Annotated in this window: 17 protein-coding genes, 2 tRNA genes and 2 rRNA genes; 17 read left to right on the top strand and 4 right to left on the bottom strand. The window is 43.1% G+C overall.

Features of this window, described 5'->3' with window-relative positions:
• Nucleotides 1-38: 38 nt before the first annotated feature.
• From N4T56_RS22470 to N4T56_RS11035, 8 genes are read left to right on the top strand one after another with little or no spacing between them, the layout of a single operon-like run.
• Entirely contained in the window at nt 39-512 is a 474-nt protein-coding gene (locus N4T56_RS22470) for a TonB-dependent receptor (RefSeq protein WP_315903036.1), read from the top strand.
• Nucleotides 460-2,007, top strand: coding sequence for a TonB-dependent receptor plug domain-containing protein (locus N4T56_RS11060; RefSeq protein ID WP_315903035.1), 1,548 nt, complete (start codon nt 460-462; stop codon nt 2,005-2,007). Before N4T56_RS22470 ends, N4T56_RS11060 begins: the two co-directional genes overlap by 53 nt.
• A 3-nt stretch (nt 2,008-2,010) precedes the next feature.
• Entirely contained in the window at nt 2,011-3,420 is a 1,410-nt protein-coding gene (locus N4T56_RS11055) for an ATP-binding cassette domain-containing protein (protein ID WP_261733261.1), read from the top strand.
• A gap of 2 nt (nt 3,421-3,422) precedes the next feature.
• Entirely contained in the window at nt 3,423-4,130 is a 708-nt protein-coding gene (locus N4T56_RS11050) for an energy-coupling factor transporter transmembrane component T (RefSeq protein WP_261734803.1), read from the top strand.
• Nucleotides 4,131-4,155: 25 nt separating this feature from the next.
• Nucleotides 4,156-4,701, top strand: coding sequence for a core component of ECF transporter (locus tag N4T56_RS11045; protein ID WP_261733260.1), 546 nt, complete (start codon nt 4,156-4,158; stop codon nt 4,699-4,701).
• Nucleotides 4,698-5,276, top strand: a complete 579-nt coding sequence (locus N4T56_RS11040) for a hypothetical protein (protein ID WP_315903034.1) — start codon at nt 4,698-4,700, stop codon at nt 5,274-5,276. The genes N4T56_RS11045 and N4T56_RS11040 overlap by 4 nt, the downstream gene beginning before the upstream one ends.
• The gene (locus N4T56_RS22465) at nt 5,240-5,491 is read left to right on the top strand and encodes a hypothetical protein (protein WP_315903033.1); all 252 of its coding nucleotides are present in this window, start codon (nt 5,240-5,242) and stop codon (nt 5,489-5,491) included. Before N4T56_RS11040 ends, N4T56_RS22465 begins: the two co-directional genes overlap by 37 nt.
• A 14-nt stretch (nt 5,492-5,505) precedes the next feature.
• On the top strand, nt 5,506-5,832 hold the full coding sequence (locus N4T56_RS11035) for a hypothetical protein (protein WP_261733259.1): 327 nt from the start codon (nt 5,506-5,508) through the stop codon (nt 5,830-5,832).
• A gap of 206 nt (nt 5,833-6,038) precedes the next feature.
• Here the strand turns inward: N4T56_RS11035 and N4T56_RS11030 are convergent, their stop codons facing one another.
• Both N4T56_RS11030 and N4T56_RS11025 read right to left on the bottom strand, forming a co-directional pair.
• Entirely contained in the window at nt 6,039-7,391 is a 1,353-nt protein-coding gene (locus tag N4T56_RS11030) for a sensor domain-containing diguanylate cyclase (protein WP_261733258.1), read from the bottom strand.
• The gene (locus tag N4T56_RS11025) at nt 7,348-8,205 is read right to left on the bottom strand and encodes a hypothetical protein (protein ID WP_261733257.1); all 858 of its coding nucleotides are present in this window, start codon (nt 8,203-8,205) and stop codon (nt 7,348-7,350) included. The genes N4T56_RS11030 and N4T56_RS11025 overlap by 44 nt, the downstream gene beginning before the upstream one ends.
• A gap of 353 nt (nt 8,206-8,558) precedes the next feature.
• On the opposite strand from N4T56_RS11025, the gene N4T56_RS11020 reads away from it, so the two are divergent.
• The 4 genes from N4T56_RS11020 to N4T56_RS11005 all read left to right on the top strand — a co-directional run bounded on the left by N4T56_RS11020 (nt 8,559) and on the right by N4T56_RS11005 (nt 13,218).
• Nucleotides 8,559-8,825 carry a DUF4212 domain-containing protein gene (locus N4T56_RS11020; protein ID WP_188921825.1) on the top strand — a complete coding sequence of 89 codons (267 nt, stop codon included), beginning with the start codon at nt 8,559-8,561 and terminating at the stop codon, nt 8,823-8,825.
• A gap of 11 nt (nt 8,826-8,836) precedes the next feature.
• A complete protein-coding gene (locus N4T56_RS11015) occupies nt 8,837-10,555 on the top strand; it encodes a sodium:solute symporter family protein (RefSeq protein WP_261733256.1) in 1,719 nt (572 codons plus the stop codon).
• 129 nt (nt 10,556-10,684) lie between these two features.
• Complete coding sequence (locus N4T56_RS11010; protein ID WP_261733255.1) at nt 10,685-12,532, top strand: DUF294 nucleotidyltransferase-like domain-containing protein; 1,848 nt, start codon at nt 10,685-10,687, stop codon at nt 12,530-12,532.
• An 8-nt stretch (nt 12,533-12,540) separates the two neighbouring features.
• Nucleotides 12,541-13,218: an exonuclease domain-containing protein gene (locus tag N4T56_RS11005; RefSeq protein WP_261734802.1), complete on the top strand. Its 678-nt coding sequence runs from the start codon at nt 12,541-12,543 to the stop codon at nt 13,216-13,218.
• Between the two features lie 170 nt (nt 13,219-13,388).
• Here the strand turns inward: N4T56_RS11005 and N4T56_RS11000 are convergent, their stop codons facing one another.
• Entirely contained in the window at nt 13,389-14,474 is a 1,086-nt protein-coding gene (locus N4T56_RS11000) for a ketoacyl-ACP synthase III (protein WP_261733254.1), read from the bottom strand.
• A gap of 97 nt (nt 14,475-14,571) precedes the next feature.
• Entirely contained in the window at nt 14,572-15,246 is a 675-nt protein-coding gene (locus N4T56_RS10995) for a GntR family transcriptional regulator (protein WP_261733253.1), read from the bottom strand.
• A gap of 211 nt (nt 15,247-15,457) precedes the next feature.
• Between N4T56_RS10995 and gmhB the strand changes: the two genes are divergently transcribed.
• The 5 genes from gmhB (at nt 15,458) to N4T56_RS10970 (ending at nt 22,132) form a co-directional block, all read left to right on the top strand.
• Entirely contained in the window at nt 15,458-16,006 is a 549-nt protein-coding gene (gmhB, locus tag N4T56_RS10990) for a D-glycero-beta-D-manno-heptose 1,7-bisphosphate 7-phosphatase (protein WP_261733252.1), read from the top strand.
• Between the two features lie 601 nt (nt 16,007-16,607).
• Nucleotides 16,608-18,152: ribosomal RNA gene (locus N4T56_RS10985) — 16S ribosomal RNA — on the top strand.
• Nucleotides 18,153-18,404: 252 nt separating this feature from the next.
• Nucleotides 18,405-18,481 (top strand) — tRNA-Ile (locus N4T56_RS10980).
• Between the two features lie 133 nt (nt 18,482-18,614).
• Nucleotides 18,615-18,690 (top strand) — tRNA-Ala (locus N4T56_RS10975).
• A gap of 544 nt (nt 18,691-19,234) precedes the next feature.
• Nucleotides 19,235-22,132: ribosomal RNA gene (locus N4T56_RS10970) — 23S ribosomal RNA — on the top strand.
• Together the 16S and 23S rRNA genes with 2 tRNA genes alongside form the textbook arrangement of a ribosomal RNA operon.
• Nucleotides 22,133-22,253: the final 121 nt, after the last annotated feature.

Below are 22,253 nucleotides of genomic sequence, written 5' to 3'. Positions count from 1 at the left end.
AACTATTGAACCTTCAGAAAACAGGAAGATGTTGCCCCGTGAATCAAATAAACCTTTCGCGCACACCCTTACGTGTTTCCCTTCTATCAATCGCTATTTTAGCGAGCTTTATGGCTGTGGCTGATGATATTGAACGAGACCCTCTTTTAAACATTCAAGAGGTTATTGTTGTAAAAGGCCAAAGTGCATCTGCAGTTGAATCATCAATGACTCATTGGAGTCTATCAAGAGCCGACATTGAAGCTTCAGGCGCTCAAAGCTTAGATAAAGTGTTGAAAACCGTTCCAGGTATTTATGTCCGAGTCGGTGGCCAAGGTACACCAAGGGTCGATATTCGCGGCTTTAAATCAAGACATGTTATTTATTTAATCAATGGCGTACCAGCGAATAGCGCTGAAGATGGCCAATTTGATCCTAGTGTGGTTCCTACCGCATTAATCGAGTCTATCGAAGTCTCTGTTGGAGCCGTCATCGGTACTCTATGGCCCAGGCGGGGCGGGTGGTGTTATTAATATCATTACTCGTGAAGGCGACATGGAAGCCAATGTTTCAGGTAATCTCGAGTTTTCTGAAAATGACACCATGAATGGCAGCTTAAACCTTGCTGGCAGCAGCAGTAACTGGCAAGGGTTTATGAGTTATAACCACCAAGAGACGGATGGTTTTCCAATGTCGTCAGATTATGAAGACACTGATGACCAAAGCGGAGATACCCGTTTAAATGCGGATAAAACATTAGATAATGTATACGCACAAGGCAGTTACTTTGCGTCAGATGAGACAAAGTTAACCGGAAACATTAGCTATAATTCAGCAGAATGGGGTAAGCCGAGCGCTGATGGAACGGGTACAAATAAAGTCAAATATGAACGCATTGATGATTTTGACAGTCTAATAGTGCAATTAGGTGTAGCACATAAATTTTCACCGTCGCTGGTATTCCGTGGTTACGTTTATCATGACGAAAGCAATACGTTAGATGTCAGCTATAAGAAAAGTGATTATGAGGATATTAAATCGAGCGAAGACAGTACCTCAACGGTTCAAGGTGCCAACCTGCAATTGGTAAAAGATTTGTTTGATTATGGCATTTTTACTACCTCGCTTATTAGCGAACAGCAAGGTTGGGAGTCGACCAGTATTACCTCGGGTTCAGACACAAGTGAGCAATTTGATAAAGATGCTTGGTTACATACGTTAGCAGCAGAGTATCAGTATCAGAGTGATGATCTTTATGGTATCACCTTAGGCTTAGCGGCTCATAATCATGAGCAAGACCAAGGCGATGATGATAATTACTCAGGACAATTATCAGGTTATTGGAACGTTGCTGATAACAGCAAAGTACACGCCGGTGTTGCACGCAAAGTTCGTTTTCCTTTGTTAACTAACCTGTATTCTCAATCATCCGGTAATGAAGATCTTAACCCAGAAGAGTCTGCACATTTTGAATTAGGTCTTAAACAGGGTTTAGGTTACCAAACCGAATTCGATGTGACTGGTTTCTACACTGAAGCAGACGATTATATTGCCAAAGATGACAACAGTATTTATCAAAACTTAGGTGACTATAAGTTTAAAGGTGTCGATTTATCGATTAAAAATCAATACTTTGATAATTTAATGCTAACGGTCTCTTATAGCTATTTAGACTCTGAAGCGTCAGATGAAGATGATATGACAGAACTTGAGTATCGACCAAAGCATCAATATCGATTCCAAGGCCAATATCAATTTGATATTGGATTGAAAGTGAACCTCGATATTGAACACATTGCAGATCAAGTATTCTATACCAGTGAAGAAATCAGTGGCACCACAGTGTCGGTGCAAAATGATGTAGACAATTATACCTTAATTGATCTTGGTCTTTCGCAGCCGATTATGGGGGATAATTTAGAAGCTTATATCAGAGCGACTAATTTATTGGATGAAAATTATTATCAGAGTGAAGCACTGCCGCAAGCAGGCCGCCAAGTGTTTGTTGGTATTAACTGGCAGCTTTAATTCATGACCTTACTGGCATTGCATCAGGTTGAACTGCAACTGGGGAGTTCAACTGATTTGTATCAGAACCTTAATCTTCAGATCAATGCTGGAGAATGCCACTGTATTAGTGGGGCGACAGGTTGTGGTAAAACAACCTTATTGCAGCTGATGGCAATGCCAAATCAATTTAATTATCAAGGGGAAATAACCCATAGCCCAGAGCTCATCATTGGCATGATCATGCAAGACCCTCATGTACAATTGGTGAGGGAAACCATAGGTGCTGAAGTTGCATTTGGGCTTGAAAATTTATCTGTTCCTGCTTTGGATATGTTGCCATTAGTTGAACAGGCATTAGCTAAAGTTGGGTTAGCCTTTCCGCTCAATACGCCCGTAACTCATCTCTCTTTAGGGCAAAAGTATCGTTTGATGCTGGCGGCTCAATTGGTATTTGAACCTAACTTGATGTTAATTGATGAGCCGTGGGCGCAACTTGATAATCAAGGCATTACCGAGCTGTGTAAGGTATTAACAGACTTACTTGAAACGGGTGTTAGCGTGGTGATAGTGGAGCACAATACTGCTCCATTTACTGACATGATTGATTTTCAATGGCAATTAACTTCAGGTGCACTGTTCTGCTCTACTCGCTCCCCCCAAGCCAGTCACGATTTTGCCGATAAAATCAGTCGTCATTCTGCTTCTTTGTGTTTAGACGATAAAATGTCCGTCAATATGATGCAGCAGAAAAATGTTGACGCTGCCGCTCAAAGCAATTGTTTACTGACTCTGTCGGACGTGACAATTAGGTATGCTAATCAAATCGCCACATTACACATCAGTGAGACTGTGAGTCTACATGCAGGTGACATAGTGGGCTTATTTGGTGAAAATGGTTGCGGCAAAACCAGTTTGTTTAATCAAATTGTCGGTGTGAGTGATGAATACAAAGGCCAGATTTCATTGTTAGGTAAAACACCTAAACTGGGACTATTTGGGGCAAACTTAGGTTTTTTAATGCAAAGACCGTCAAGGCAGCTTTTTGAAATGACGGTACAGCAAGAGCTTGAATTTAGCCTTAAACGATTCGGTTTACCATTAGCTAATGCAACCGAGATATTAACACAATTAAATTTATTGCCTTTAGCGTCGCATTCTCCGCATAAATTGTCTTATGGGCAACAACATCTTGTGGCATTAGCATCAGTGCTGTGTATAAAACCTAAGATCTTATTATTAGATGATCCTTTCGCTGGATTAGATAATCATTATTTTCCACTGGTGATTAATGCTTTAAAACACTTTGCTGAAAACGGTGGGGCGATTATTTTTTCTAGTCATCGACCCATACTGTCTTCACTGCTGAGTAAATGTTGGCTTATTGAGCAGCAACAGCTTACTGAACACTGTGTGTTAAAAAGAGTATCTTAGTGATGATACATTTAAAGTCAACCAAGCGTGACAAATACACACTAACCAATCTAGTACCTGAAAAGAGTGCATTAAACAACGCTATTTTACGCTCAAAACAAAAGCTCATTTTATGCAGCGCCGCAATCGCTTTTAGTATTGTTTTATCAATGAGTGCTTTTTTAGTGTTACAACAACACCTAGGTTACTTATTGCTCATCAATGCTTGCCTATTGGTTCACGCATGGTTTTGCCAAGCTAAACTCGCTCCGTTAATCAAACTTTTTATATTCCAATCGCTGGTGACCATTGGCTTGTATGTCTTGCTTTATGGCCAAGATCGATTATTTGAAGCGGTCATTGTAGTGACTCGCATCATACTGGTGATGTTGCCGAGCTGGTGGCTCGCGAGTACGCAATCAAGCCATCAAATAAGCCAGGTACTCAGTTTATTACTGCCGACAAAATGGGCGTTTGTAGTGACAACATCAATTAAAGTATTACCTTTTATTGGCCAAGAAGCTCGAGACATTTACCATATTCAATGCTTACGCGGCGCCCGTATTACCCCTAAAGCATTAATGAATCCTATCAATTGGTATGAGCTGGTTAAGTGCGTGTTATTTCCTTTGCTTATTCAATTGTTAAGTTTGTCAAAACACATTGCGCACTCTGCAAACCAACGACACTTCGATAAATCATCAACCCACACACATTGGCCGTTAAACTAACATTATGACAATAAGGTATTCGTAAATGAGTTCGAGATTTAATTTACACCATTCTTTGTTTATTGGTTTTTGTGCAACATTACTGGTGGTGATTAAAAGTATGTTGCGGATGAAGCTAGGCTTTTCCGGGCATTCGATGTTTTTAATGAGTTTATTTTATTTAGTGTGCTACGGAGCCACCAATAAAGTTGGCAGTATTAGCTTATGTGGATTGTTATCGGGCATGTTAGCGATGATTTTAGGCGTTGGTAAAGGCGGGTTATTTATTTTATTGAAATTTACTTTACCTGCTATGGCAATGGACATCGGCTTACTGTTTATAGGTGCGTTATTCTCGCTTAAGGTTCGCCTGATTTTAGTGGCATTAATAGGCTCAGTTGCATGGGCGCTTAAGTCTGGTGTGCAAGATTTCTTAGTAGGTATGGACATGAATATTGTCTTACTTCAATTTGGGATTAACTGCCTAAGCGGCGGTGCGTTTGCTGTATTAGGCGCATTATTGGTACCGCTGATTTTAAAGCGTCTAGATGCGCATGATTTACTAATGAAAAATGGGATGCGAGATAAATGACAACAACCTGGTTAATTTGTATTGACGATACTGATGATATTGGCACCAAAGGCACAGGTGAAATTGCCGAGGAAATAATGGCACTTATTATGGCTGAATCTGCTGTGAGTTCGGTCAATAAGCTGGGCGTAAAGCATGCTAGCTGGGTGACAAGGCATCAGTTATTTGTGCATCCTGATATTCCATACACTTCTCACAATAGTGCAATGTGTTTCGAATTAGAGTCTGATTTATCGTTGAGTAAAATCAAACAGTTATGCATTGCGCATTTAGTGGCAGAGAGTGCTGCGGTAGCAGACCCGGGGTTAGCGATTGTCGATAAAAACGCATTAACGGCTGATGATTGTCATCAACTCATATGTTTTGGTGTTGACGCTAAACAGATGGTTAAAACTAAAAATGAGGCTTATCAACTGGCTGAAACAGTCAATGTCGATTTATCTGAACATGGCGGTACGGGTCAAGGTGTGATTGGTGCTTTAGCGGGTATCGGCTTACGTTTGTCGGGTAATGATGGCAGGTTAAAGGCCAAGTTTCAGTGGGGTTATCTGACGAGATCCCTTCGGTATTGCTAAGCGTTGATCACATCACTGAGCAATGTGGCCTTGACGGCGTCATAGATGTGAATGGGCAGATGCTTAGTGGCCAAGAACAGATTTTATTGAGTGGAAAGGTCAAAGCTGTGTTCCATGGTCATTTATTTTTGTTATTGGCATATCAAGTGCCAAACCCGCAAACCGGTGATCTTCAATGGTGTAATGCGTTAAGACAACAGTTAAAAAAATACTGATCATGGGGGCAGAAATGAAGCGATGCAATCACAGTCAACATCAAGAGCTTGATGGTTCAATCATGACGAGATGGTTTACTTATGTCCTTTCGCTCGCAAGTACTACAGCAGCAGAGGCGCAAAATAGTGTAGCACCAGGACGTTGGTTGTTTCGTTTTGACAATCATAATGTCATTCAATCTCGGCAGGCTGCTGCGGTTTGCCAGTATTTTATCGAAGATGATGAAGATGAGATGATTGATGATGTATTACTAAGCTGTTTTAACTGTATGCAACGCCGCTGGCTCATTGATGGCTTTGAATGCGTTGGGTTACCGCTAAACCAACCATTAGTTGAGTGATTGAACCATATCGAGTTTAGTCATCAATGTTATCTTTGCTCATGGGGTAAGCATTGGTTTAATGGGCTAAGTTTAACATGGGTTGAGCCTACTTCTTTAGGCTCAAGCCAAGTGTCTTTATCGATGATTATAGGGCTTTATTTACGCAGTGATCTTTGCTTTTTTTAGCCAATAAACACCTTTTTACGCCGTTCGTTTTTTAAGCATTACTCCGTGATGATATCAATTATGGTTCTATTGCGACCGTCTTGCTTGGCTTGATACAGATTATCATCTGCCACTTTAATCCATTTGTCTAAATCATTGGCGTAATCAGCATTGGCAGTAATAGCCCCAATACTGACAGTCACGCTGAATTCACGCTTATCTTCAGGCGAAGTAAACTTTTGTTCAGATACGGCCTCTCTAAAGCTATTAAGGTGATGTTTGATGTGTAACGCATTGCTCAGCGGCAATATTAATAAAAATTCTTCGCCACCATAACGAGCCACAATATCAATGTCGCGCTTAAAGTATTTTTGTAATAACTGAGAAAAAATACGTAAACATTCGTCACCTGCTAAATGGCCATAGTTATCGTTTACTTCTTTAAATAAGTCTAAATCTAATACCACCACGGTAAGGGCTTGTTCGCTGCGCATGCAAAAGTCGAGCATTTCATTAAATTTACCTTCAGCATAACGACGGTTAAATAAGCCTGTTAGTGAGTCTCTGTCGACTAACTCTTTGAGCTTACGGTTAGCATTTTCTAATTCCTCAGTGCGTTTGGCCACGGTTTCTTCTAATTCAACTTGATTGTCAATCAACTGCTGTTTACTGGCTGCTAATCGTTGGTACAAATTAAATACTTCTTTAGGGGAATTTTCATCAATGCTGGGTACTTTTGTCCCACCGGTTGCTGATGTACTGAATTGATTTGCGACCACCTCGAGCGGTACGGTTAATAGTGCGCTAAGTTTCCTGGAAATATAAAAAGTACACAGCAGCGAAATAAGTAGCATAAGAAAACTACTAAACATTTGCTCTTCTGCCAATTTAAGTAAAGGTGAGAACTCTTTTAAAATGTATACGATCCAGCCATTTTCCAGTGTTTTATGGGCATAGATATATTCAGGCACAATAGAATCTGGATGTTCAATATTGAGTAATTCAAGGCTAGTGCGATATACGCCATCATTGACCGTGAAATCAAACACTGACAACGCGGTTAATCCGAGTTTTTCAGACGAATAAATAATTTGGTTTTGCTCATCGACCATGACGACCGATTCATCGTCAGTATATTCATTATTTTGGTCAATATGGGAGAAGTGACTTAAATCTAACGATCCCTCTACAATCCCCGCCGTTGTTGTATGCTGAAGGTCAGTATAGAAGGGGGCACTCATGGCAATAATGGCATCATTACCAAAACCGCGGCCTAAAAACACAGATGAGACAAATAGGCGGTGATTGTAAAACGATTCAATAAAATAGTCGCGGTCTTTAATATTGATGTTTTGTTCATTGTCAATATTAATTAACCGCGAGAACTGGGCTGGCATTAATAATGTCGGCACTGGGATCAGCTATCAGCATGCTAATAAAACCTGGGTAGCTTTCATGTAGGTTAGTTAACATCTTCTGCCATTGAGAGCGATCGTTTGCGACGATGGTTAATTGCTTTGCCGCATTATCAATGACGGTTTTGTGGCTTTGTAAGTAATTTTGAGTCGAGGTTGCCAAGTGAGAAACCGCGTCATTGATGTTTTGTTTCAACATGGCTTGTTGACGTTCTAAAAAATAATAATTAAATATTAATGCCGAAAATAGCAGGGTAAGCGTCACCATAAGGGTGAAAAAATACGTTAATTGAGCACTCAACATACGCCGATGACGATCTTTTACTTTATCTTTAAAAAACCATAGCTTAGGTATGGCTAAAATGAGTAGCGAGGCCAGGCTGGTATACACCAATCCATTCACGCCTTGTTTAGCGATGATAAACCCTAAGTGCGACGAAGGGATCTCCATAATAAAGGTGACATATAAGTACACTAAAGGTGCACCTATTATGAGCCAATACGCCGCATCAGCATATAAAGCATAGATATCTAATCGTCTTGCATAACCCAAAAATAACGCTTCAAGCCCGAAAAATAGGTAAACATGAGGACTATCCCAGTTAATCATTAAGCCTGTTGACGCAAACATGGCGGTTAAAAATGCATACCAAGGCTCAAGTAATACGGCGGCAATGACCGTCACGGTGTTCCCCAGCACAAATTGCACATTGGCGAAAAACTGAATGGGATAACAGTTGATGAGTAAACCTGCAATGCCCAGAACAATAGAAAACAGCAGGTGTTGTTTGTTAATGCTGGAAAGCGTCAAAAAGAGATCCTTATTGATTTTATTATAAAAACCGTCATGGCTATTCGATACTTATCTCAAGAAACTGATGAGATTTCAATGTAAACCCAAATTTATATTGTGTTCATTCTGCGGCATAAAAGCCAATTTATAATGTTATTTCGTCGGCTTTTTGTTCGACCTTGGTCTAAAGAAGTTTAATCACTTTAATTAAATCTAACAATAAAAATGAATATAAGCTTCTGATAGAATTTGATTTTATTGGTTTTTATCATGTTTTATCAAAAAAGGTACGACTAAGGTCTTGATTGTGGTGCTGGTATGAGTTGCTAAATTAACAATGACTTTACAAAAACTAGCACAGGGGAGTCGCAATGAGTTTTGAAAATAACGATAAGGCAGCGGGTTATTGGCGTGAGAATTTACGTCTAGTACTTAGTTTGCTTGCAATTTGGGCTGCAGTGTCATTTGGCTGCGGCATTTTATTAGTTGATGTACTTAACGAAATCACATTTATGGGATTCAAACTGGGGTTTTGGTTTGCGCAGCAGGGTGCAATGTATGTATTCGTGGCGCTGATTTTTGTTTATGTAGCGAAAGCTAATGCATTAGACAAAAAATACAATGTTCAGGAAGACTAAGGGGCACTACGATGGATGTTCAAACACTCACTTATTTAATTGTCGGCGCCACTTTTGCGCTGTACATCGGGATCGCCATTTGGTCTCGTGCAGGTTCTACTAAAGAGTTTTATGTTGCTGGTGGCGGTGTTCACCCCGTGTTGAACGGCATGGCAACCGCGGCAGACTGGATGTCTGCGGCATCATTTATTTCGTTGGCGGGTATTGTGTCATTTGTGGGATATGACGGTTCAGTTTATTTAATGGGCTGGACTGGCGGTTATGTATTACTGGCTTTATGCATGGCACCTTATCTACGTAAGTTTGGTAAGTTTACCGTGCCAGACTTCATTGGTGACCGCTATTACTCGCAAACGGCCCGTACTGTTGCGGTAGTGTGTGCCATCTTTATTTGTTTTACCTACATTGCAGGTCAAATGCGTGGGGTAGGCGTGGTGTTCTCCCGCTTCTTAGAAGTTGAGGTGGAAACCGGCGTATACATAGGTATGGCTGTGGTGTTCTTTTATGCGGTATTAGGCGGCATGAAAGGGATTACCTATACTCAGGTTGCGCAATATTGCGTATTGATTTTTGCTTTTATGGTACCAGCCATCTTTATTTCGGTAATGATGACAGGTCATATTTTACCGCAAATCGGCTTTGGGGCTGAGCTCATTGATGCAGCGGGTAATGGCACTGGGGTGTACTTACTCGATAAGCTCGATGGTTTATCTGCCGAGTTAGGCTTCTCCCAATACACCGAAGGTTCTAAAGACATGATTGACGTGTTCTTTATTACCGGTGCATTGATGTTTGGTACTGCTGGTTTACCACACGTAATCGTGCGTTTCTTTACGGTACCTAAAGTGAAAGATGCACGTGTATCAGCGGGTTGGGCATTAGTGTTTATTGCGATCATGTATACTACGGTTCCTGCATTGTCAGCGTTTTCACGAGTCAATATGATTGAAACCATTAATGGTCCAGATTCAGCCGGTGTACCTTATGAAACCGCACCTTCGTGGATTAAAAACTGGGAAAAAACCGGTTTAATCAAGTGGGAAGATAAAAACGATGATGGCAAGATTTTTTACACCAACGGTGAACAAAATGAAATGAACATCGATCGCGATATTATCGTACTTGCTACCCCAGAAATTGCTTCGCTACCAGCGTGGGTTATTGCCCTTGTTGCAGCGGGTGGTTTAGCGGCGGCATTATCAACATCAGCAGGTTTATTGTTAGTTATCTCAACATCGGTATCACACGATTTACTGAAGAAAAACTTAATGCCAGACATCTCTGATCAAAAAGAGTTGATGTACGCCCGTATTGCTGCTGCATTAGGCGTGGTAATGGCCGGTTACTTTGGTATTAATCCACCAGGCTTTGTGGCTGCGGTGGTAGCGATTGCATTCGGTTTAGCGGCGGCGTCATTGTTCCCTGCTATTATCATGGGCATTTTCTCTAAAACCATGAATAAAGAAGGCGCTATTGCCGGTATGGTGATTGGTTTATTATCTACTGCCAGTTACATTGCATACTTTAAGTTTATCAATCCAGCAGCGAATTCATCTGACAATTGGTTCATAGGTATTTCACCTGAAGGTTTTGGTATGGTGGGCATGTTTATTAACTTTGGTGTGGCATTTGCGGTCAGTAAAGTGACCACTAAAATTCCTGATGAGATTGTTGAAATGGTTGAGTCTATCCGTTTCCCTAAAGGGTCAGGTGGAGCACACGACCATTAATCATCAAGCTCGATTATTAAGCTAATATAAAAGGGCGCTTCGGCGCTCTTTTTGTTGGGCTTTAGTCCTATAGCTCTGAGTTTAAACGCTTTGCTATAGTGATATTGGTAAACAATAGGGAGTTGAGTAATGGATGCAAGCGAGTTACAACCCGTAGAACAATTTTTGGCTACACATTCTCCATTTGACTCGTTATCCGCTGAGGTGATTAGCCGATGCGCTAAAACCATTACCGTGGGCTATTACAGTAAAGCCTCTGCTTTTGTGGAGTTCGATAAAGACAACCCTAAATTGTATATCGTCCGCAGTGGTGCATTTGAGGTGCGCGATCCTGAAGGCGTGCTAGTGGATCGTGTTGCAGAAGGCGAATGCTTTGGCTTTTCGACGTTATTGTCGGGTGAGAAGGTGGTTAACAAGGTCGCGATTTTAGAAGATGGTTTGGTTTATCACTTACCTCAGGCATTATTTGCTCAATTGCGTGCAGACTACCGTAGCTTTGATCAGTTTTTTACCCGAGCTTTTGCCAAGCGTTTACGAAATGAAGGGCGCTTTAAAGCAAAAGATCTGACCACTACTAGTCGCATTACATCAATCATGTGTGCCAAACCCATTACTATTCAAGCCCATGCCAGTGTAAATGATGCTGCTAAATTGATGCGTGAGCACAGAGTTTCATCGGTGCTGGTGATAGATAATAATAAGTTGGTGGGGATTTTAACTGACCGTGATTTACGTAATCGTGTTATTGCTGAAGGGTTGGATGTCAATACACTGGTGAGTCAAGCCATGACGGTTAATCCCATTACCACCCACGCCAATGCGCTGGTGTTTGAAACCATGTTAACCATGAGTGAGCATAATATTCACCATTTGCCTGTGGTCGAAGGGACCGAGACACTTGGTATGATCACCAGTACAGATATTTTACGTGCACAACGTTCTCAACCCTTATTGCTCATCGGAGAAATCGGTCGCCAAGCCAATATCGACAGTTTAATTCAAGTGAGTAAACAAATTCCTTTGTTATTACAAAATTTAATTAGCGCAGATGCTAGAGCTGAGGAAATAGGCCGAGTACTGACGTCGGTTACCGATGCACTAACGCGTCGCTTGATTGAATTAAACCAACAGATACTGGGTAAAGCTCCAATGGCTTTTTGTTGGCTAGCTTTTGGTTCACAAGGTCGCCAAGATCAGGTGGCATGTTCTGATCAAGATAATGGTTTATTGTTAGCCCACGAACCCGATGAGTTCGCTGCCGCATATTTTGACACCTTAACTAAAGCGGTGTGTAAAGGGCTTGATCAGTGTGGCTATGTATATTGCCCGGGCGATATTATGGCGCAAAACCCTCAATGGCGGTTACCGCTAAATCAATGGAAAGCCTTATTTAAACATTGGGTGCTTGAGCCTGAGCCTAAAGCTTTAATGCACGCCAGTATCTTTTTTGATATGCGTCCAGTATTTGGCCTGATAAGTTTATTCAGTGAGTTACAAGATGAGGTATTAGCCTCGACTAAAGATAACGACATCTTTCTTGCTGGCATGGCGGGTAATTCACTCACAGAGTCACCGCCATTGGGCTTTTTTAGAAAATTTGTGCTTGAGCGCGATGGCAGTGAAGTCAAAGGTATGGATTTAAAGCATAAGGGCAGTGCGCTGATTAATGACATTGCTCGGGTTTACGCATTAAGTGCGGGTATCAAAGAGGTGAATACGGCTAAAAGGATCAGAGCCTTAATGGATGCCAATATTATTAATCGTAAAGATGCGCTTAATCTTGCTGATGCGCATGAGTTTATTGCTCATATGCGCCTAGCCAATCAAGGATATCAGGTAACCCATAATTTACCGGTGAATAATTTTTTAAAGCCACAGCATTTATCATCATTATTGCGGCATCAATTACGTGATGCATTTAAGGTGGTGCATGACGCACAAGCGGGTATAAAGCTGAAGTTTTTGAGGAGCTTTTAGTGGCCAATCTGTGGTGGATCAAAGCATTACTGTGGCGTAGTAAAACAAAATCATTACCTTTGCCCTTAAAAAATTACTTAGCGGCAATCACACCTGTGTTAAGCCAACGCTTTATTGACGCACCATTAATGGCGATTGATCTGGAAATGACAGGTCTAGACCCACTTCAAGATCAAGTGATTAGCATCGGTATTGTGCCTATTGTTAATGGCGTTATCCCGTTAGATAAAGCGCAACATTTAATGATTGCAATTAGTGGCAGTGTTGGTCAAAGTGCTACAGTACATGGCATTGTTGATAATCAATTACATAAAGCACTGTCAATTGAACAAGCTATGCAATGGTTTTTAGCACAAACCCAAGGGCACATTTTAGTCGCCCATCATGCGCCACTGGATATTCAGTTTATTCAGCAACAGTTACTGCGTTGTTTTGGACATTCAGTACCTTTGGTGTTTATCGACACTTTAGCAATAGAAAAAAAGCGCTGTTTAAGACAACAGGATGTACTAAGGCAAGGTTCTTTGCGATTAGGCGCGAGTAGAGAGCGTTATCATCTACCCGTTTACTCTGCACATAATGCGCTGGTTGATGCCTTATCTTGCGGCGAATTGTTATTAGCACAAGTTGCAGCCATGGGGGGGATGAAACAGTTGTCGCTGAAAAACCTTATCGATATATATTAATACCATTACAACATTACGACGCCTTAATCAAAAAAATGCTGGACGCATTCTGAGTGGTCATTTATTAATGAAGTTCGGTATAGAAGCCAGTCGGATTTGAAGTGCCCCCCAATAATTGGACACCGATTATTGGGGGGCTTTTTATTTTTTTAACAAAAGATGAACAACAATTATGCTTCGTTGTTGTCTACTTTACTTAAAAAATGATCAACTGCTGGCTTAATCATTTCTAAGGCTGTTTTGTCACAAGGCGATAATTCAGCATCACTGGTATGTATCGCAGTGGTGCGTTCACCCCATTTGAGTAACAGTGCCGCAGAGGTTAACCCTGCACCAAATGCACAGGACAAAATGGTTTGTCCCGCGACAATTCTACCCTGTGATAACGCATCGCAAATCGCGATAGGAATAGTTGCTGCAGAGGTGTTGCCATAGTCAGCAATATTGACAAAAGCTTTTTCTTTTGGAATTTTCATCCGGCTGACGAGGGTATCAATAATCCGCTCATTGGCTTGATGCGGAATAACAAAATCAACATCATCAATATTGGTATTGCATTTTTCGAGCACTTTGGCGCTTAAGTTCGCCATGCCATGAATCGCACGCTTAAACACTTCTTGGCCGTTGATGTGTATATAAAAGTCCAGTGAGTCATTATCAAATCGATCCATCTGGGTGCCAAAGTTAGACTGTAAAATATGACGCCCTTCAGGGTCGTTATTTAACTCATAACCTAATATGCCGCCTGGCGTTTCACTTGCTTCAAGCACAATCGCTCCAGCACCATCACCAAACAGTACTGCGGTTTCACGACGAGACCAATCAAGGTAAAACGACAGACGTTCAGCACCAATAATGAGCACTTTTTTGTTTTGGCCGCTTTTAATCATTGAGCTTGCTAAGCCCACGCCATATAAAAAACCACTGCAGGCAGCATTAATGTCAAATGCTGCGCATGTGGCGCCAATATTTGCCTGTACAGTAGAAGCAATATTAGGGATTAGGGTATCAGGGCTTGCCGTGGCTAAAATAATTAAGTCAAGCTCACTGCCATCAATGCCTGCGGCAGCTAGGGCATGTTTGGCAGCAACAGAGGCCATTTCTGACGTATTAACGTGGCTTATCTTACGCTTACTAATACCTGTACGAGTCTTGATCCACTCATCGGTGGTGTCCATGAACGTGGCTAAGTCATCGTTAGTCAGTGTGGCAGGTGGAACTGACTTTCCCCAACCGGTAATGTGTGCATACTGCATAAGCGTTCTCTCAATACATATTAACAATTAAATAAATAGCTTTAATATCAATTAATAATATCAAACCTGTATGTTTGATTAAGAATTATTATTGTTGTTATGACTTAATTTTTTGTTCAACTAATTTGGTAATTGAAGCGGCAGCACTCAAAATGTGCTCATGTAACAGTGCCGTTGCTTTTTCGACATCACCCGCTTTACACAGTTCAAGTAATATTCTGTGTTCACGTTCAGCAGTGGGTATGCCACCAGTAAATAACAGTTGTAATCGAATATAACGATCGCAATTGGTATTAAGCCCATGGACAACATCTAGCGTGTGTGGTCTATTGGCTGCTTTATACAAACGAGTGTGAAAACGAGTGTTGATCTCACTCCAACTGGCGACAGATTCTTTGAGCTTAAAAGCTAACTCTAGTTGTACGAGTACGGCTTCTGCATCGGCAATATCTTGCTCGGTTAAATTGGGTATTGCTTTAGCCAATAAATCAGATTCAATCATGGCACGCAACTCAAATAACTCAGTAACTTGCTCTACAGATAATTTAGTTGCTGTAGCCCCTTTATGAGGCTCAAAGTTAATTAATCCTTCAGCTTCTAATTGGACTAATGCTTCACGTACAGGAATACGGCTTACGTTCAACTGTTCAGCAATCGCTGACTGTCTGAGCGGCTCGCCTCCTTCTATATCACCAGAAAGGATCTGTTCTCTGAGCGCTTCAACAACAAGTTGTGTGCGGGTTTTGTGAATAATAGGAGGTATATTGCTCATGTCATTTTTATCACTACTAATTTATTCGAGCAAGGGTAACGCTTAGCTAGCGCTTTATAAAGTGAAACCTACAGATAAATATAGATAAACATCATAAATGTAATCTAAAGCAACTTAAAATAAACAAATAAGTAAAATTTGTCAGTTTATCTGGCACCAAATAGTTGTCAATGGGATAATCACAACAATATCCAGTTTAAGGAGTGTTAGGTTGAATAAGGCAGTATTTCTAGATCGCGATGGTGTCATTAATAAAGACACGGGTTATGTGCATAACGTAGACGACTTTGAATATATAGACGGTATATTTGAAGCTTGTAAAGCGTTAAAAGACATGGGCTACTTATTAGTTGTTGTCACTAATCAATCTGGTATTGCTCGTGGTATGTACAGCGAAGAGGATTTTCATCACCTCACTGAGTGGATGGATTGGAACTTTGCCGATAAAGGTGTCGAACTCGACGGTATTTATTATTGCCCGCATCACCCAGATAAAGGCATTGGTGAATACAAACAAGATTGTGACTGTCGTAAACCTAAACCTGGAATGTTGACCTCAGCGGCTTCATTTTTAAAAATCGACTTGAGCCAATCTGTGATGGTAGGTGATAAGGCCGATGACATCCGCGCAGCACATGCCGCAGGTATTCAAACCGCCATCTTGGTTCGTTCAGGTAAAGTGGTAGACGAGGCGGGTATTACACTGGCGACGACCATTGTTGATAGTATTGCTGATGTACCGCAATTTTTAAGTAAGTGATCATTGGTAAGTCACCCAAGCAAAGCATGCGCCTTACAAGCACTTTGTTTTAATGAGTTAACATTGTATTAACCTGGTTTGAACCTCATTTAATGACGAATTATATAAATTGGACACTTTATATAGAAGTAAATGGCTAATACGGGCTATTACAATGATATTTAAGGCAGTTTAAAAAGGTATCAACAGGGCGATTTTGTTCATAAAGTCAGCATAAATAGTTTAAAATAGGCCTTTGAGTTTAAAAACTGTCCAGTTAAGCGATAAACTTAAGAAAAAAACGCAAAAGGCCTTGCACATTAAAATGAGTTCCCTATAATGCGCACCACTGACACGGAACACGGCGTATGACGCAGCGTTACCAAGTCCGCTCTTTAACAATTTATCAAGTAATCTGTGTGGACATTCACAGGTATTGAGTTATTCGAAATTGTCTTTTTGTTCTTCGGAGCGTAGGCAATCAAAAATTTAAACTCAATGATGAGAATGTTCATAGTAATATGACACTACAGCAATGTAGTGAGTAATTCGTAAGCTCTTATGAGCGAAGCGAATTATGACAGTAGAATTCATTGAGTCGAGACTTTGTCTCAAAAAACTTTAATTGAAGAGTTTGATCATGGCTCAGATTGAACGCTGGCGGCAGGCCTAACACATGCAAGTCGAGCGGTAACAGAAAGTAAGCTTGCTTACTTTGCTGACGAGCGGCGGACGGGTGAGTAATGCCTAGGGATCTGCCCAGTCGAGGGGGATAACAGTTGGAAACGACTGCTAATACCGCATACGCCCTACGGGGGAAAGGAGGGGACCTTCGGGCCTTTCGCGATTGGATGAACCTAGGTGGGATTAGCTAGTTGGTGAGGTAATGGCTCACCAAGGCGACGATCCCTAGCTGTTCTGAGAGGATGATCAGCCACACTGGGACTGAGACACGGCTCCAGACTCCTACGGGAGGCAGCAGTGGGGAATATTGCACAATGGGGGAAACCCTGATGCAGCCATGCCGCGTGTGTGAAGAAGGCCTTCGGGTTGTAAAGCACTTTCAGTAAGGAGGAAAGGTTAACGATTAATACTCGTTAGCTGTGACGTTACTTACAGAAGAAGGACCGGCTAACTCCGTGCCAGCAGCCGCGGTAATACGGAGGGTTCGAGCGTTAATCGGAATTACTGGGCGTAAAGCGTGCGCAGGCGGTTTGTTAAGCCAGATGTGAAATCCCCGGGCTCAACCTGGGAATTGCATTTGGAACTGGCGAACTAGAGTCTTGTAGAGGGGGGTAGAATTCCAGGTGTAGCGGTGAAATGCGTAGAGATCTGGAGGAATACCGGTGGCGAAGGCGGCCCCTGGACAAAGACTGACGCTCATGCACGAAAGCGTGGGGAGCAAACAGGATTAGATACCCTGGTAGTCCACGCCGTAAACGATGTCTACTCGGAGTTTGGTGCCTTGAGCACTGGGCTCTCAAGCTAACGCATTAAGTAGACCGCCTGGGGAGTACGGCCGCAAGGTTAAAACTCAAATGAATTGACGGGGCCCGCACAAGCGGTGGAGCATGTGGTTTAATTCGATGCAACGCGAAGAACCTTACCTACTCTTGACATCTAGAGAAGCCGGAAGAGATTCTGGTGTGCCTTCGGGAACTCTAAGACAGGTGCTGCATGGCTGTCGTCAGCTCGTGTTGTGAAATGTTGGGTTAAGTCCCGCAACGAGCGCAACCCCTATCCTTATTTGCCAGCACGTAATGGTGGGAACTCTAGGGAGACTGCCGGTGATAAACCGGAGGAAGGTGGGGACGACGTCAAGTCATCATGGCTCTTACGAGTAGGGCTACACACGTGCTACAATGGCGTATACAGAGGGTTGCAAAGCCGCGAGGTGGAGCTAATCTCACAAAGTACGTCGTAGTCCGGATTGGAGTCTGCAACTCGACTCCATGAAGTCGGAATCGCTAGTAATCGTAGATCAGAATGCTACGGTGAATACGTTCCCGGAGCCTTGTACACACCGCCCGTCACACCATGGGAGTGGGCTGCAAAAGAAGTGGGTAGTTTAACCTTCGGGAGAACGCTCACCACTTTGTGGTTCATGACTGGGGTGAAGTCGTAACAAGGTAGCCCTAGGGGAACCTGGGGCTGGATCACCTCCTTACCTATACGACTAGCTCGATACTTGGTGACAATAAACTGCATCTGTGCGTTTATTGCACACAGCACATCCGTGTGCTTGAGTGTTCACACAGATTACTTGATAGAAAGAAAGAGAAATTACGTGTCTGTTTAGACGACGTTAATTCGCTCTAGCACAAGGCGCTTGAAGCGTGAAGAAGGACGTGTAGTACACTACACGACGACTGAACAATGAAAAGCAACGCAGTGATTGAGTGAAAAAACAAGTATAAATGGGTCTGTAGCTCAGCTGGTTAGAGCGCACCCCTGATAAGGGTGAGGTCGGTGGTTCAAGTCCACTCTGACCCACCAAAATCTCGTTAACTCTGCGTTGTCGGATAATTCGTTTAGTAAGCTAAACGTCGTCATCCTCCGCCTTGATTTAACAAGATTTGGTAATACACCTTCATTGAAGGTAAACGTAAATTCTCAACTGCATGTAAATGGGGCTATAGCTCAGCTGGGAGAGCGCCTGCCTTGCACGCAGGAGGTCTGCGGTTCGATCCCGCATAGCTCCACCATTTACTTGTTGGTTCAATTGGTTTGGTCAATACGCTATAAAAAAGCTGTTCGATCCCACTCACATTGCTCCACCATCACATGCATTGGTAAGAGATGCCAAAGATAAATGAAATTTTATCTTTGGCTTTTTTAAGCCCGCTCTTTAACAATTTGGAAAGCTGATAGTACTAACTAAAAGGCGCATAAATGACGATTCGTTGTTGTTTGTGTGATTAGGTTAGTGCGAAAAACGTTAATGCGAAAGCATTAACACTTGAGTTCTCAAAACACTGTTTAAGTGTCTTGAATATTCTAAAAACTAAGGCGATTTCGTGTGCGAAAGTGCATGAATTATCAAAGTAAAAACCAGCTGGTCATGATATGACCCACGTTTTTCTTATCTTTTGTTTAGACAAAGGATGAGCGCAGTTAATCGCTTATTAGGCAAGGCTTGAAGTTGAACGACGAATGAGTGTAGCAGCGCTACATGATTGAAGAGTGAAATTGAAAACGCCGGATAATAAGATGAGTAACAAGCGTAAGAAAGACCCATTTGGGTTGTATGGTTAAGTGACCAAGCGTATACGGTGGATGCCTTGGCAGTCAGAGGCGATGAAGGACGTAGTAACTTGCGAAAAGCGTTGGCGAGCTAGTAACAAGCATTTGAGCTAACGATGTCCGAATGGGGAAACCCACTCACATAAGTGAGTATCTGCACATGAATACATAGTGTGTAGAGGCAAACCCGGGGAACTGAAACATCTAAGTACCCGGAGGAAAAGAAATCAACCGAGATTCCCCTAGTAGCGGCGAGCGAACGGGGATTAGCCCTTAAGTCAGTGGGGTGTTAGTGGAATGTGTTGGAAAGCACAGCGGCACAGGGTGATAGCCCCGTACACGAAAACTAACCATTGATGAAAACGAGTAAGGCGGGACACGTGACATCCTGTTTGAATATGGGGGGATCCATCCTCCAAGGCTAAATACTCCTGACTGACCGATAGTGAACCAGTACCGTGAGGGAAAGGCGAAAAGAACCCCTGTGAGGGGAGTGAAATAGAACCTGAAACCGTATACGTACAAGCAGTGGGAGCGGTTCTTGAGACCGTGACTGCGTACCTTTTGTATAATGGGTCAGCGACTTACATTTTGTAGCGAGGTTAAGCGAATAGCGGAGCCGTAGGGAAACCGAGTGTTAACTGCGCGTTTAGTTGCAAGGTGTAGACCCGAAACCCGGTGATCTAGCCATGGGCAGGTTGAAGGTTGAGTAACATCAACTGGAGGACCGAACCGACTTATGTTGAAAAATGAGCGGATGACTTGTGGCTGGGGGTGAAAGGCCAATCAAACCGGGAGATATCTGGTTCTCCTCGAAAGCTATTTAGGTAGCGCCTCGTACGAACACCATTGGGGGTAGAGCACTGTTAAGGCTAGGGGGTCATCCCGACTTACCAACCCTTTGCAAACTCCGAATACCAATGAGTGCTATACGGGAGACAGACGGCGGGTGCTAACGTCCGTCGTCAAAAGGGAAACAACCCAGACCGTCAGCTAAGGTCCCAAAGTGTATGTTAAGTGGGAAACGATGTGGGAAGGCTTAGACAGCTAGGATGTTGGCTTAGAAGCAGCCATCATTTAAAGAAAGCGTAATAGCTCACTAGTCGAGTCGGCCTGCGCGGAAGATGTAACGGGGCTAAACATACCACCGAAGCTACGGGTGCATTTCATTAGAGATGCGCGGTAGAGGAGCGTTCTGTAAGCGGTTGAAGGTGAAGGGGTAACCCACACTGGACGTATCAGAAGTGCGAATGCTGACATGAGTAACGATAAAGGGAGTGAAAAACTCCCTCGCCGAAAGACCAAGGGTTCCTGTCCAACGTTAATCGGGGCAGGGTGAGTCGACCCCTAAGGTGAGGCCGAAAGGCGTAATCGATGGGAAACAGATTAATATTTCTGTACTTTTGCTAACTGCGATGGAGAGACGGAGAAGGCTAGGCTAGCGCGGCGTTGGTAGTCCGCGTTTAAGGTGGTAGGCTGATTTCTTAGGCAAATCCGGGAAATCTTAAGGCCGAGAGCTGATGACGAGTCACTAAGGTGATGAAGTAGTTGATGCCATGCTTCCAGGAAAATCTTCTAAGCTTCAGGTTAGTAGAAATCGTACCCCAAACCGACACAGGTGGTCGGGTAGAGAATACCAAGGCGCTTGAGAGAACTCGGCTGAAGGAACTAGGCAAAATGGTACCGTAACTTCGGGAGAAGGTACGCTCCTGACGGTGATGAGACTTGCTCTCTAAGCTGTTGGGAGTCGCAGATACCAGGTGGCTGCAACTGTTTATCAAAAACACAGTACTGTGCAAAATCGCAAGATGACGTATACGGTATGACGCCTGCCCGGTGCCGGAAGGTTAATTGATTGGGTTATCCGTAAGGAGAAGCTCATGATCGAAGCCCCGGTAAACGGCGGCCGTAACTATAACGATCCTAAGGTAGCGAAATTCCTTGTCGGGTAAGTTCCGACCTGCACGAATGGCGTAATGATGGCCACGCTGTCTCCAGCCGAGACTCAGTGAAGTTGAAATTGCGGTGAAGATGCCGTATACCCGCGGCTAGACGGAAAGACCCCGTGAACCTTTACTATAGCTTGGCACTGAACATTGAACCTACATGTGTAGGATAGGTGGGAGACTTTGAAGCATGAACGCTAGTTTGTGTGGAGTCAATCTTGAAATACCACCCTTGTAGTTTTGATGTTCTAACCGCGCCCCTCATCGGGGTTCGGGACAGTGCCTGGTGGGTAGTTTGACTGGGGCGGTCTCCTCCCAAAGAGTAACGGAGGAGCACGAAGGTTGGCTAAGTACGGTCGGACATCGTACGGTTAGTGCAATGGCATAAGCCAGCTTAACTGCGAGACATACACGTCGAGCAGGTACGAAAGTAGGTCATAGTGATCCGGTGGTTCTGAATGGAAGTAGCCATCGCTCAACGGATAAAAGGTACTCCGGGGATAACAGGCTGATACCGCCCAAGAGTTCATATCGACGGCGGTGTTTGGCACCTCGATGTCGGCTCATCACATCCTGGGGCTGAAGTCGGTCCCAAGGGTATGGCTGTTCGCCATTTAAAGTGGTACGCGAGCTGGGTTCAGAACGTCGTGAGACAGTTCTAGTCCCTATCTGCCGTGGGCGTTGGATGATTGAAGGGGGCTGCTCCTAGTACGAGAGGATCGGAGTGGACGAACCGCTGGTGTTCGGGTTGTTATGCCAATAGCATTGCCCGGTAGCTACGTTCGGGATCGATAACCGCTGAAAGCATCTAAGCGGGAAGCGAGCCCTAAGATGAGTCATCCCTAGAGCTTTAAGCTCTCTAAAGAGCCGTAGGAGACTACTACGTTGATAGGCAAGGTGTGTAAGCGTTGTGAGGCGTTGAGCTAACTTGTACTAATGACCCGTGAGGCTTAACCATACAACCCAGATGGGTTTTACTGATACGCACTTAGTATTAGAATAGAGCACTTAAGTGGTGTGTAGAGACTCAAAGCAATCAGCTTTCCGAATTATTATTTAATGCCAAGGCGTTAAATAAA

This window comes from Shewanella phaeophyticola (assembly GCF_025398315.1).
Lineage (GTDB): Bacteria > Pseudomonadota > Gammaproteobacteria > Enterobacterales > Shewanellaceae > Shewanella > Shewanella phaeophyticola.
This window is presented reverse-complemented; position numbering and strand designations above follow the sequence as displayed.